Source organism: Actinomyces israelii DSM 43320 (assembly GCF_000711965.1).
Taxonomy (GTDB): Bacteria; Actinomycetota; Actinomycetes; order Actinomycetales; family Actinomycetaceae; genus Actinomyces; species Actinomyces israelii.
The window spans coordinates 58814-71809 of record NZ_JONS01000005.1; the positions used below are offsets into that span (position 1 = coordinate 58814).

The 12996-nt window shown below is 70.3% G+C and carries 13 protein-coding genes; 2 read left to right on the forward strand and 11 right to left on the reverse strand.

Annotation, left to right across the window (positions count from 1 at the left end; all coding sequences use genetic code 11):
• Window positions 1–855: 855 nt before the first annotated feature.
• Window positions 856–1590 carry a CDP-alcohol phosphatidyltransferase family protein gene (locus O145_RS03610; protein WP_229118336.1) on the reverse strand — a complete coding sequence of 245 codons (735 nt, stop codon included), beginning with the start codon at window positions 1588–1590 and terminating at the stop codon, window positions 856–858.
• Window positions 1591–1950: 360 nt separating this feature from the next.
• Between O145_RS03610 and O145_RS17930 the strand changes: the two genes are divergently transcribed.
• The gene (locus tag O145_RS17930) at window positions 1951–2097 is read left to right on the forward strand and encodes a hypothetical protein (RefSeq protein ID WP_156966588.1); all 147 of its coding nucleotides are present in this window, start codon (window positions 1951–1953) and stop codon (window positions 2095–2097) included.
• A 96-nt stretch (window positions 2098–2193) separates the two neighbouring features.
• On the opposite strand, the gene O145_RS03615 is transcribed toward O145_RS17930, so the two are convergent.
• From O145_RS03615 to O145_RS03660, 10 genes are all read right to left on the reverse strand, one after another.
• Complete coding sequence (locus O145_RS03615) at window positions 2194–2979, reverse strand: DUF3152 domain-containing protein (RefSeq protein ID WP_229118325.1); 786 nt, start codon at window positions 2977–2979, stop codon at window positions 2194–2196.
• Between the two features lie 229 nt (window positions 2980–3208).
• Window positions 3209–3625, reverse strand: a complete 417-nt coding sequence (locus O145_RS03620) for a type II toxin-antitoxin system VapC family toxin (RefSeq protein ID WP_043559897.1) — start codon at window positions 3623–3625, stop codon at window positions 3209–3211.
• The gene (locus O145_RS03625; protein WP_043559899.1) at window positions 3625–3912 is read right to left on the reverse strand and encodes a type II toxin-antitoxin system prevent-host-death family antitoxin; all 288 of its coding nucleotides are present in this window, start codon (window positions 3910–3912) and stop codon (window positions 3625–3627) included. Before O145_RS03625 ends, O145_RS03620 begins: the two co-directional genes overlap by 1 nt.
• Window positions 3913–4734: 822 nt before the next feature.
• Window positions 4735–5085: a hypothetical protein gene (locus O145_RS03635; RefSeq protein ID WP_229118326.1), complete on the reverse strand. Its 351-nt coding sequence runs from the start codon at window positions 5083–5085 to the stop codon at window positions 4735–4737.
• Window positions 5086–5336: 251 nt separating this feature from the next.
• Window positions 5337–5702, reverse strand: coding sequence for a hypothetical protein (locus tag O145_RS03640; protein ID WP_052374641.1), 366 nt, complete (start codon window positions 5700–5702; stop codon window positions 5337–5339).
• Window positions 5703–5731: 29 nt separating this feature from the next.
• The gene (locus O145_RS19810; protein ID WP_411265941.1) at window positions 5732–6007 is read right to left on the reverse strand and encodes a DUF2599 domain-containing protein; all 276 of its coding nucleotides are present in this window, start codon (window positions 6005–6007) and stop codon (window positions 5732–5734) included.
• Window positions 5944–6735, reverse strand: coding sequence for a hypothetical protein (locus tag O145_RS18885; RefSeq protein ID WP_052374625.1), 792 nt, complete (start codon window positions 6733–6735; stop codon window positions 5944–5946). The genes O145_RS19810 and O145_RS18885 overlap by 64 nt, the downstream gene beginning before the upstream one ends.
• Before the next feature lie 493 nt (window positions 6736–7228).
• The gene (locus O145_RS03650) at window positions 7229–7648 is read right to left on the reverse strand and encodes a nuclear transport factor 2 family protein (RefSeq protein ID WP_229118327.1); all 420 of its coding nucleotides are present in this window, start codon (window positions 7646–7648) and stop codon (window positions 7229–7231) included.
• On the reverse strand, window positions 7645–10065 hold the full coding sequence (gene purL, locus O145_RS03655; protein ID WP_043559904.1) for a phosphoribosylformylglycinamidine synthase subunit PurL: 2421 nt from the start codon (window positions 10063–10065) through the stop codon (window positions 7645–7647). The genes O145_RS03650 and purL overlap by 4 nt, the downstream gene beginning before the upstream one ends.
• Window positions 10066–10386: 321 nt before the next feature.
• A complete protein-coding gene (locus O145_RS03660; protein ID WP_043559906.1) occupies window positions 10387–10848 on the reverse strand; it encodes a TM2 domain-containing protein in 462 nt (153 codons plus the stop codon).
• Window positions 10849–11035: 187 nt separating this feature from the next.
• Between O145_RS03660 and O145_RS03665 the strand changes: the two genes are divergently transcribed.
• Window positions 11036–12466, forward strand: a complete 1431-nt coding sequence (locus O145_RS03665; RefSeq protein WP_043559907.1) for a glycosyltransferase — start codon at window positions 11036–11038, stop codon at window positions 12464–12466.
• The last annotated feature ends 530 nt before the right edge of the window (window positions 12467–12996 follow it).

Consider the following 12996-nt stretch of genomic DNA (forward strand, 5'->3'; position numbering starts at 1 on the left):
TCGGCCAGGCGCTCGGGCACGCCCTCGAGCAGGGGGTGCGGCTGTGGCTGTGCGAGGTGGCGGCCGAGGCGGTTCCGCTGATCACCCGCACGATCGGCGACGGGCTCGTCCACGTCGTCTCGCTGCCCGGGCCCATCGCCGAGGGCGCCGAGCCCGACGACGCCGGAGCGCCCGCCGCCGCCGTGCCCGCCCCACCAGCACCCGGCGCCGTGCCCGCCCCACCAGCACCCGACGCCGTGCCCACCCCACCAGCACCCGACGCCGTGCCCGCCCCAGCCGAGACCGTTGTCATTGCCGTGAGCCCGCTCGCGCTTCTCCTGGCCCTGACCGACGACGGCGACGACTCGCGCCGCTACCTGCGCACCGTGCTCGCGGGCGTGGACACCCTGCGCTGCTCGTCCCGGGCGATCGGGGCGCTGCGACGCAGCGGCGTGGAGGTGGTCCCGCGCTCGCGAACCCTGCGAATGCTGTGGAACCCGGTGGCGCTGGCCTACCTCGTGGTGTTCATCTACTCCTCCCTGCGAGCCGTCCCGGTGGCCTTCGTCCCGGGCTTCCACGGCCGGGTGTGGGTGCTGTGGACGATCGACGTCCTCACCGCCATCCCCTACACGTGGGGCCTTGTCGAGATGGTGACGGGACGCAGGATCCGCTACCGGCTCCTCGGCCTGATGACCACGCTCGTCACCTTCCTGGCCCCCTACGTGTACTTCTGGACCAAGGGGCGCAACTACCCGCCGGAGGTGATTGCGATCGTCGTGGCGATGATCGTGGGCAGCGCCGGGCTCGAGGCACTGCGGTGGTGGCGCGAGCGGCTGATCGTCCGGGGCCTGGCTCGGCCCGGCGAGGACCGAGACCTCAGTCTTGCGAGGGTCGGGGATCCTCGCCCCGGACGGAGCGCAGCACGCCGACGCCGAGCAGCCAGGCGCCGCTCGCGACCGACAGGACCACCGCCACCAGCGGACGCCCCCGATGCGCCTCCACGAGCGGGTGCACCGGGTGCACGGCGAGGAGCCAGGCGGTGGCTGCGATCCATACGCCCACCGCGGCGATGTTGAGCGCGCGGAAGCGCCTGACGCGCACCGGGTGGACGTAGTGGGTCGGCACGAGAGTGAGGACGGTCAGGACGAGCGTCGCCGCCACGTTGAGCCAGTCCGGGGTGTGGAGCACCCACAGCATGACGGCGACAATGTTCCAGGCCGCGGGGAAGCCGACGAAGTAGTTGTCGTTCGACTTCTCGCCCTCGTTGGCGTAGCAGAACATCGAGGAGACCAGGATCACAATGAGCAGGACGCCAGCGATCGGCTTCGGCCCCATCGGAATCCTGAGGTACATGAAGACCGCCGGGATGAAGGTCCAGGTCAGGTAGTCGATGACGATGTCGACCACGCTGCCGTCGAACCACGGGATGACCTCCTTGACCCGGGCGCGGCGGGCGAAGGTGCCGTCGATGCCGTCCACGACGAGGGCGATGGCCAGCCACACCCACATCCAGCCGATCTCGTCATGAATGATGGAAAGCACCGCCAGGGACGCGAAGATCAGCCCCGACATGGTGAAGGCGTGCACTCCCCAGGCGAAGAGACGCGACATATGAGTGCCCGCGGGGCCGGGCGAGCCGACGGAGACGGATGCGGCAGCAGGTGTGGGAGGCACGATGAACCTTCTCAAGATGCTAGGGGATTGCCGTAGGTTACGGGGTCTCCGATGCCGACACGTCCCCGGCGAGGGGGAGCCGTACCCGGAGCCGGTCCGCAAGGATGCGGTTCCGCACTCTAAGCATATTCACAGCCTTCTCGTGAGGCCTTGAGTCCTACAGCCCCCGCCCCGCCGGCCACCCGCCCCCTTCGCCGAGATCGGTCGAGCTCCGCGTCGAGAGCGCCCGCAGACTCGCGGCCCTCGGCGGCACGGACGCCCGCGCCGGGCGGCGCCGCGTCACCGGGGCGGGCAGCCGTGATCCTCGTCGACACCAATGTCTGGTCGGCCGTGGATGCCCACCTGCTGGCGTCGGTCTTGGCGGAGGCCGGCTCCCTGGTGTGGACGCGAGATGAACGGCTCATGGCGGCGGCTCGCGAGCTCGACGTACTGTTCGCCGAGTGACCGGCGCTGGGCGCGCAGAGCACGACTCCACCCGGCGTCGGCAACCGGCTGCGCAGCGGACCGATCTTGACGCGGAACCGAACCGATCTCGGCCTCTCAGGGGGCCTGGTTGTCCTCGGTGGGCCAGCCGTTCTGCGTGCAGCCGCCCTCGCGGGTGCGGCTCTGTTGCGCCATGGTGGGCGACTTGAGGCCGGCTCCGGCGCAGAACTCGTGCTCGTGCCCGAGAAAGTGCCCGACCTCGTGGTTGATCACGTAGACGTGGTAGGAGTCGATGTCGGAGAAGGTGGGGGTGCCGTAGGTCCAGCGGTCGGAGTTGAGGACGACGTTGTCGCCGTTGCGGCAGTTCCACATGCCCTTGGTCTCCAGCGGGGCGCATATCGAGTCCACCGTCGGCGGCGTCGCGATGGACAGGACGAAGTCCGCCGCCTCCGGGTCGCCGATCTGCTCGAAGGACACGTTCTCAAGGGTGCGCCAGCCCCGGTCGTCGTTGAGGACGCTCTGGACCGTGGCGGCGGCCGCCGCCGGGTCGACGCCAGCGCCGCCCTCGACCCGCAGCGCGTAGTGGTAGACCGTGTCGGCGCCCGGCTGGGACGGGGGCACCGGGTCGGCGACGGTCCAGGTGCCGTCGCCGACGACGTCGCTGTGGGTGAAGCCCTTGTCATCCACGCGCGGCGAGGGGCTCGCCGTCGGCTCGGAGCTGGAGCTGGGGGCGGCCTCAGCGGCGGGCGCCTCAGCGGGCTCCTGCGCCGCGTCCGAGGCCGTGGGCACCGCGGTGGCGCCGATGCCGTGGCCGGTCCACACGCGCACGCCCACACCGACAAGTGCGATGACGGCGACGAGGATCAGGAGGGCGCGGACGAGCTTCCACGGCCGGGTCAGCACGAGGCGGCCGGCACGACGGCGCCGCGCACCCCCGTGCGCTGCGCGGCCGGAGGCGACGCGAGTCTCGGAGCCCGCGCGGTCGCGGCCGGTTGAGGCCGACGACGGACGGGCAGGCCGCCGAGGAGGACGTGAGAGCGACGGGGACATGACTGCATAGTAGGCACAGTCATTCCGAGAAGGCCGGTGAGATCAGGACCACCGCCCCGCCCGGCATGCACCCGGCGCCGCCTCAGGCGTGCCAGGGGTCGAGCAGGGCGACGCCGGTGGAGGCGAAGTCGTTCACGTTGCGGGTCACGAGAGTCATGCCGTGGACGAGGGCGGTCGCGGCGATGTACATGTCGCGCTCGGGACGGGGGTAGGGCACCTGGAGGGCGGCCGCCTGACGCGCGACGTCGGCGTCGAGCAGCAGGAGCCGGTCGCCGAAGGCCTGCAGGAACTGGTCGTCGATCCAGCGGCGGAGCCGCCTGCCGCCCGCGTCGTCACGGCGTGCGAGCCTGCGCACGCCGACCTCCAGCTCGTAGAGGGTGACCATGCTGACGTAGAGGCTGGTCGCGTTCTGCGTCGAGACCCACTGCACGACCTCGGGCGAGACTCTCCCCTCGGGCTTGCGCAGTTCGCTAATGACGTTGGTGTCGAGGAGGAACATCAGAGCTCCGGAATCTTGGCGCCGAAGAAGCCGGGCCTGAAGTCGGCGTTGACATAGCTGACGTAGTCTTCCTCACTCATGCTGAGCTGCTTGACGAGCTCCTCGCCGCTCGGCTCCTCGTCCGGCTGCCCGGTGAGTCGCCGGTAGTCGTCGATCTCGAGCAGCACGTACGCGGGACGCCCGCGGTCGGTGACGATGACCGGGCCGTCGGCTGCCGCGCGCTTGGCGGCGCTCACGTCCCGGTTGAACTCACGTGCGGTGAACGTTGCTGTTGCCTCCGCTGTCATTCAGGCCACCTCCGGAGTAGGTACGTGTAACGACGTAAGGATGTACCTCCCGAAGGGCCGCGTCAACCTCCCGCGTGATCGGCCGCTCGGCCGCCTCGGCGCCGCGCCCGGAGACGGGCGCCATTCCGCCATTCCACGGGCCTCTCGGGCGGTCGTCGGCCGGCACCGGATCGGCATGAGAGGCGGCGTGGACGGGCCCGACGGCGGCGTCCGCGCCGGCGGCCTTGCGGCACCGGTCGACGGCGGGCTGCGGCCGGCCCCGGGACTGCGAGCACCGCCCAGTCGGCCCCCGTCCCCTCTGCGGAGTCAGCGCGTCGACGGCGGCGCGGGTCGCCGAGTATCGCGCGGCAGCAGCTGTTGCGGATCGAAGCCGTGCTCCTCTCTGGCACCCGAGACCCTCTCAGGGCCAAGCCACCGCCCTCAACGCCGCACCCGGACGGTATGTCCCCCACCTCGTCGAGCGCCATCGGCCCGCACCTCCGCGACAGGGCCCAGCAGTCTGGCGGCAGCTTCGCCGAGAGCCGCGCAGCTCCGCATGAGAGCATCAGCACGGTTGCGATCCTGCTCGACCTCAGCCCGTCCCGAGGACCCGACGATATCGATGATCCGCACGGCGGCGTCGCGCATCTCACGAACGTAGAGGTACTCAGGCCGCCTCACAGAGCGTCTTCGCTCTACCACGGCCCGGTCGCGGATCACGGGGTGGAGCGAGCACCGCGAAACCAGGTCGACCGGCCTGTGGAAGACCTCTTCCAGAGACTCGGCAAGATCGCTGACGGGCCACCCCGCCGCCGTCTGCCAACGGGTCGTCAACCAGCCCGCTCAGAGCGCTGCGCCCTCGGGTCCGGCGATCGGCCCTCCCCTCTCGGGCGGAGCGTTGACGGCTCCGGGCCGTGGATCCTGGCGGCGCCGCCGCGCCCGGCGCCAGGCAACAATAATGACGAGCGCGTCGAGGGCCAGGAGGCTGAGCAGCGAAGCCTGCGCGGCAAACCAGAACAACATATCGTGAGGCAGCAGCTGCTGCGGATCGAAGCCGTGCTCCTCAGCCCGGTTGACGGTAATCATGTCCGCCGCCTGCCACAGCCCGTAGAAGCAGATGACGCTCACATTGAGCACCACCAGGACGGCAGCAACCGCCCTGCGCAGTGCGATGTCATGCTGTTGTTCCCTCACTAGTTGCACCCACCCTGGGTGTACCCACAGGTCAGAGGTGCGCAGCACCTCTCAGACGGCGAGACAGTGGTATTGACAACTACCGATATTGGACCTGATTCTCGGATATTCATCGGAATTCCTCCCATAGCCGAGTGAACGAAAAGCGTTGATACGGGACAAGACTCACCGCCCCAGAGGCCTGCCGCCGCCGATCAACGGCGGCTGCCATGGCCGGCCCCGCCGCCGACAATGCAGAACCGATGCGGTTCTCACTGCGTTGATGGCGGCGCGGGCGGCTGACTCGACTGCTCAGACTGCTGTGCCGGCGCCGCCGCCTGCGACCAACCCGCCCGGACCATCTGCTCGGGCGGGGTAACGACTCCGGGCCGTAGATCCTGGCGGCGCCGCCGCACCCGGCGCCAGACGATAACAATGACGAGCGCATCGAAGGCCAGGAGGCTGAGCATCGATGCCTGCGCGGCGAAATAGAACGGCACGAAGTTCGGCAGCAGCTGCTGCGGATCGAAGCCGTGCTCCTCAGCGCGATTCCCAGTGATCGTATTCGCACTGGCCCACAGCCCGTAGAAGCAGATGACGCTCATATTGAGCGCCAGCAGAGCAATGCCGGCCAGCATGCGAAGCACAGCGTCACGCCATCCAGACATCAGTTGCACCCGCTATCGAGAAATCCGAAGTATCCTTTGTCAGGAAGCCCGGTATCAAGATTCCAACTCGACTTATAAAATTGCGCCGCCCTCACCCAGTCCCAGTGGCAGTAGAACTGATTGCGCATGGAACTGGTATCAGGATCAGGATGGCCCTCTCGTTCCGTCTTGTCGAGAGTCTCCTGCCAGCCGAACTCCCTATACATGAGTGTCATACCAGGCCCGGTCGATATCGCGCCTCCGGCAACTCGCCCCCACCAGGTCGGGTAGACCATGAGGGTGGGGCTCCACTCCCACAGGTCATCCGCCCACTCGGTGTGATCAATGAGGGTTCCCCACCACGGGTCCGCCACGACGGGAAGGCCGTGGTCTTATCGAACGCGATGTGCTGAGTCAGAGTGTTGCCATCCACGCTGTAGGTAGTCTCCACGGGATTGCCGTTGGCGTCCTTGGCCCAAGGGGGCGCCGCGCCTCCTTCCCAGCTCCCATCCGCGCTGAGCAGGGAGACCATGCCGTTGTCCTCCAGCTGGAGGTGAGAGCCCTCACTGCCGGTGACTGTGTAAGTGTAGTCGCTGGGCCCCTGTGCAGAGGTGATTGTTGTAGCGATCTGCAGCGAGCCATCACTCTTGGGAAGCGCCGTGGTGGTGCTGTCATTGTTGTTGTCGTAGGTGATGCCGCCAAGATCGGAGGGCTGCGCTTCGCCCGCCGCATCCGCGTAGGGCAGGCCGATCGCAGTTCCGGGGGCGGTCGGGTCCTTGCCGTCCAGCACGATTCCCGATGAGGGCTGCTGCGGAAGAGTGGTTGTTGTGGTGTCCGCCTGCGCGGTGAAACCGTCCTGGTCCTGCCCTGCGGTGAGGTTCTCCTGCGTGAGGGTTCCTCCCGCAGCGACCAGCGCGTCATCCGAATCCTTCGCCTGAGCGGCACCGGCCGGCGCGACAACTGCGGACAACGAGAAGATGGTAGCGATGGCTACCAGGATCGGGCCTGTTCTTCGGGTCTTCATCAGGTGCTCCTTCCGTTACCGAGTGCACGTGATGGGGTCTGAATCGCTCCAATTGGTCGTGGCCTGGATCATGAGCGTCACCTTGATGCTTCCTGGATGAATCTCCTCCTTCGATTGATGCCTATCACGTTATCGCAGAGTGATATCAGACACAAGGGGCATTCGCCCCTGCACCGCCCCGTACGGTCACGATCACAGCAGCGGCCGCACTGAGCATCACCACGAGCAGGCGCAGCGGGGGCAGCCAGTCGACGTCGAGCCCCATCAGGCCACGAGGCGGCAGACAGGCGCCGGCACCCAGGCGCCGCACCTCGACCGGGCGCACGCTGATCCAAGCGGGAGCATGGGAGTGGTGGCCCGCGGCGAGGTCTGGCGGACCGACTTCGGTGAGCCGATCGGCTCAGAACCCGACTGTCTGCGCCCCGACCTACGACTGCGCCCAGGAACAAGTACACTCAGCCAGCTGAGGACACGGCTGTCCAGGCGCCGCGTATCACACCGCCGGAACGGTCCCGCCGTCCCAGCCCGGCCCCGCTCCGAGCAGGAACTCCCACTCGCGCACGATCACTCCCCCGGAGAACTCGAAGACGTCCAGGGAGCGGCGCCCCTCGGAGTCGACGAGCAGGGTGGCGACCACCCGGCCGTCCGCGGACTCAATGAGCTGGTGCACGCGGAAGCGCGCGTCGGACCCGGCATAGGACGCCCTCATGGCGCGCACGTAGTCCTCGCGCCCGGTGATCGTGCGCCCGCCGACCGTCCACTCCACGTCCGGGTGGAGGAGGCCCGCGTAGGCCTCCCAGTCCCTGCGGTTCTCGGCCTCGAAGAACGCCTCCAGCGCCTGGCGCGGCCGCACAGGGGCAGGGCTGCGGCTCTCCCGGCTGGGGCCCGCCCCGACGGCCCCGGCGCCGCTCACCCGAACAGCCCGGGCAGGGTCGCGCCCACCCGCTCGCCCAGCTCGGCCAGGTCCAGGACGAGCGGCCGGCCGCCCCCGCCGTCGGAGAGCACGTCCCCGCCGGAGACGACCAGCATGTCGCCGCCGGTGGTGCCCAGCCGCGCCCAGGCGACGTCCTCGGCCTCGGCCGCGGCGGCCACGGCGGCCACCGCCCACTCGGGCACGGCCACGACGGCCCGCGCCCCGGACTCGGACAGCAGGGCCGTGAAGTCGTCGACGCCGTCGCGCCCCTGAAGCTGGACCAGGTCGATGCTGGCGCCCACCCCGTGTCGCAGGACGGCGTCCACGAGAGTCTGGACGAGCCCGCCGGCGGAGCAGTCGTGGGCGGCGCGCACGAGCCGCTCGCCGCCCGGCCCGTCGGCCTCGCTCAGGGCGAGCAGCACCCGGCCCAGCGCCATCTCGGCCTGAAGGTCCACGCGCGGCGGCAGGCCGCCGAGGTGGCCGTGGACCGCGCGCGCCCAGGCCGAGCCGTCCAGCTCGTCGCGGGTGGCCCCCAGGGCGATGACCGCCAGGCCCTCCTCGAACCAGCCCGACGGGTTGGCGCGGCGCACGTCGTCCATGACGCCGAGGACCCCGACCACAGGCGTGGGGTTGATGGAGGAGTCGGGCCGCCCCTTGGCCGCCCCGTGGGAGTTGTACAGGGAGACGTTGCCGCCGGTGACGGGCACGCCCATGGCCTTGCAGGCGTCGGCCAGGCCGGTGATGATCTCGACGAGCTGCCACATGGCGTCGGGGTCCTCCGGGGAGCCGACGTTGAGGCAGTCGGTCACCGCCAGGGGGCGGGCGCCGACGGTGCACACGTTGCGGTAGGACTCGGCCAGCGCCTGGGCGGCCCCGGTGGCGGGGTCGAGCTTGGTGAAGCGGCCGTTGGCGTCGGTGGAGACGGCCACCCCGCGGCAGGTCTCCTCGTCCACGCGGACGACGCCGGCGTCGTCGGGCTGGGCCAGGGCGGTGCCCCCGCGCACGAAGCGGTCGTACTGGCTGGTGACCCAGGCGGCGGGCGCCTGGTTGGGGTCGGCGACGACGGCGAGGACCTGCTCGGCCAGGTCGGCCGCGGTGGCGGGCCGCTTCAGGCGCGCCGAGGAGTCGGCGTTGAGAGCGTCCTGCCAGGCTGGGCGGGCGTAAGGGCGCTCGTAGGCGGGGCCCTCGTGGGCCACGGTGCGCGGGTCCACGTCCACGATCCGCTCCCCGAAGTGGTCGATGGTCAGCCTTCCTGAGGCGTTGACCTCCCCGATGACGGCGGCCTCGACGTCCCACTTGTCGATCACCGCCATGAAGTCGTCCAGCCTGTCGGGGGCGACGACGGCCATCATGCGCTCCTGGGACTCGCTCATGAGGATCTCCCCGGCACTCAGGCTGGGGTCGCGCAGGAGGACCTTCTCCAGGTCCACGTGCATGCCGCCGTCGCCGTTGGAGGCCAGCTCGCTCGTGGCGCAGGAGATGCCGGCGGCCCCCAGGTCCTGGATGCCCAGGACGAGGCCAGCGGCGAAGAGCTCCAGGCAGCACTCGATGAGGACCTTCTCCATGAAGGGGTCGCCCACCTGGACGGATGGCCGCTTGGCCGGCACGCCGTCCTCGAAGGACTCGGATGCCAGGATGGAGGCGCCGCCGATGCCGTCCCCGCCGGTGCGCGCCCCGAAGAGCACCACCTTGTTGCCGGCGCCGGAGGCGCTGGCCAGGTGGATGTCGCCGTGGCGCAGCACGCCCACGCACAGGGCGTTGACCAGGGGGTTGTCCTGGTAGGAGGGGTCGAACTCGGTCTCGCCGCCGATGTTCGGCAGGCCCAGGCAGTTGCCGTAGCCGCCCACGCCGGCCACGACGCCGTGGACGACGCGGGCGGTGTCGGGGTGATCGGGGGCGCCGAAGCGCAGCTGGTCCATGACGGCCACGGGCCGCGCCCCCATGGAGATAATGTCGCGCACGATCCCGCCCACCCCGGTGGCGGCCCCCTGGTAGGGCTCGACATAGCTGGGGTGGTTGTGGGACTCGACCTTGTAGGTGACGGCCCAGCCGTCCCCGATGTCGACGACGCCGGCGTTCTGCCCCATGCCGACCAGCAGGTGGGCGCGCATCTCGGGCGTGGTCTTGGCGCCGAGCTGCCTCAGGTGGATCTTGGAGGACTTGTAGGAGCAGTGCTCGGACCACATGACCGAGTACATGGCGAGCTCGGCGGCCGTGGGACGACGCCCCAGCAGGCCCTTGATGGAGGCGTACTCCTCGTCCTTGAGGCCGAGCTCGCGGTGGGGCATCTCCCGCTCGGGCGTGGCGGTCGCGTCGGCGACGGTGTCCGGGTGCTCGACGGGCCGGGGCCCGACGGCGCTGCCGGCGCCGCAGGCGGGGCGCGCGGGATTCGTGGACGCGGTGGGCTCGACGGCCATGGATGCTCCTGAACGAGGGCGGAGTGGGACCATGCGCGACAATACCCGGGTTGCCGGTACGAGTCCGCACCGCCGGCCCGACGCGCGCTGCGCCCCGCGGGCACGGCGGGCGGCGGGCCTCGGTGGGGTCCGCGGACCTGCTGGTGCGCTGCGCCCCGCGGGCGCGGCGGGCGGACCACGCAGCCCGCCGCGCGCAGACGACGACGGCGCTCGCCCCGCGGGGAGAGTCCGCAGGGCGAGCGCCGCCCGTTGCCGAGTGCCGCGCCCGGGCGCCGGTTCCGCAAGGCTCAGCGCGCCAGGGCGGGGAGGGCCGACAGCGATTTACTGGAGCGAGCCGTCCTTGGAGACGAGGATCATAATGAACTCCACGAACGCCCAGATGCTGTTCCCGATAAGGATCAGGTAGCCAAGAACGCCAGCGGTGCCGACACCGGCGCTGGCAGAGTCGGGCACGTTGCCATGGGCGTCCACGCTGCCGACGAGCGTAGCAATGGCAATGATGAACAGGATGATACCGAGCGCCACAAGCCCGAGGTGGCCGAAGCCGCGGCCCTTCTGCCCGCGGTAGAAGTTGTGAATGCCGAGTCCGCCGAGGAAGAAGGCCAGCAGCGCGGCGGTCGTCTTGGACTTGGGGGCGACGCCGGTGCCGTATCCGGGCTGGCCGTAGCCGGCGGGGTACCCGGGCTGGGCCGCAGGGTATGCGGGCTGCTGGCCGGCGGGGTACCCGGGCTGCTGACCGGCGTCGGGGTATTCGGGCTGACCGTAAGGGGATGGGGTGCTCATAGGTCCTCCAGTGATTGCGGGCCTCGGAACAGGCCCTGACTCATCGCCGCATCATGACTCGTCGGCGGCCGCAACGCAAACGGGCACAACTGCCCATCGCCGCGAAGGAGCTCGAGCGTACTCTGCCGTACGACACACCACGCCCGAAAGTGCCTCGCATCACACGCATGTGGTGCAGGATCGGCTCATGAGAAGTATCGACGTCGCTCCCCTTCCCATCCTGGAGCTCGAAAGCCACTTGGACGAGGTCGCCGACCACCGCCTGAAGGGCGGTATCGCCGCCGCCCGCACCCTGCTCGAAGGACGCACCGTGTGGACCGTGACCCCGTCGGCCGCGGCGGGCTCCGGCCCCGCGGAGACCGTCGCCCCCTTGGTGGGCTACGCCCGCGGCCTCGGCGTCGAGGCGCGCTGGCTGGTACTCGATGCGCCCGCGGACTTCGCGCGTGTGGCGTCGCGCCTCCATGCGGGCATCCACGGCGACCGGGGCGACGGCGGCAAGCTCGGCGAGAAGCAGCGCGACCTGTATGAGCACGTTCTGTCGTCGAACGCCGAGAACGTCGTCGACGACGTCCGCGAGGGCGACGTCGTCATCCTCCACGACCCGCCCACCGCCGGCCTGGCGCGCGCCTTCAGGCGGGCCGGCGCCGCCGTCATCTGGCGCTGCCACCTGGGCGGGGGCCGAGCCGGGGAGGCGGCCGAGCGCGCCTGGGCCTTCCTCGACCGGTACCTGGAGGACGTCGATCTCGTCGTCGTCTCCCGGGAGGAGTACCGTCCGCCCTTCATCGAGCCGGAGCGCTGCGCCGTCGTCAAGCCGTCGATCAACCCCGACTCCCCCAAGAACCGCGTCCTCGACCTGGACGAGTCCTGGTCGGTGGCCCGCCTGGCGGGGATCTTCAACGGCGAGCCGCCCTTCGAGGCGGTCCCCTTCGTGCATGAGGACGGCCGCCCCGACGCCATCCGGCAGATGCCCTCCCTGGCGGGCGCGGGGCTGCCGGTGCCGACGGGGGTGCGCACGATCGTGCAGGTCGGCCGCTGGGACCGTCTCAAGGGCGCTAAGGAGCTCATCGGGGCCTTCGCCTCGAGCCTCGGGGCCCTTCCCGAGGACGCGCACCTGCTCATCGTCGGCCCGGACCCGGACCCGGATCGCGACGTGACCTCCGCCGCTGTCCTCGGCGAGGCGCTCGACCGGTGGGACCTCCTGCCGGAGTCCGTGGCGCGGCGGGTGCACATCGCGGCTGTGCCCATGCACGACCGGGAGGTCAACGCGACGGTGGTCAATGCCGTCCAGCGCGTCGCCGACGTCGTCACCCAGCGCTCGCTCGTGGAGGCCTTCGGGCTGCCCGTGGCGGAGGCCATGTGGAAGAAGGCGGCCGTGGTAGCCTCCGCGGTCGGTGGCATCCAGGACCAGATCGCCGACGGCGTTGACGGCGTCCTGGTCGATCCGGACGACGCCGGCGCGTGGGCCGAGGCCGCCGCCGACCTGCTGCGCTTCCCGGAACGGGCTCGGGAGATGGGGCTGGCGGCGCACGAGTCCGTCCGACGCGAGTTCCTTCCCGACCGGCACCTGTGCGAGATCGCAGGGGCCATCGACCGGGCGCTGGAGCTCCACAAGGACTAGGGCCCGGGTCCCGGGAGCCCGGACGCCCTGCTCCGCCGCCCCATTCGCTGCCCCCTTCGCCGAGATCGGTCCAGTTCCGCACCGAGATCGGTTCACTGAGTCTGGCGCGCGCTCCGAGACCCGGCGCGGGCGGACGCAGCATCTGTAACCTCGGGACGCCCGCCCGGAGCACGCCGAGGCGTGAACGTGCCTTTGCCGCAGTCGACGTTGGGCGCAATCAGCGCGACGGACCAGTCCGGACAGGTGTGCGACGTGCGAGGCGGCCCGCACAGGCGCGCAGCAGCGCCTCCGCGCCCCGGAATCAACCAGCGTGCAGACGACGACGCCGGACGGTCCGGCCCGGGCCGCAACCGCCTGTTATCCACAGGTCGAGTCCACAGGCATGTGCACGAGGTGGTCGAACGTCGTCGTGACGCGGCTAACGCTGTGGGTACCCGACGGCCAAGTCCGCCAGTCGAGACGAACGGCATCCGGAGCGGATGACGCCGCGCCCGACATGTCCAATAGACCGTCGGCACCCCCGTGGTCAA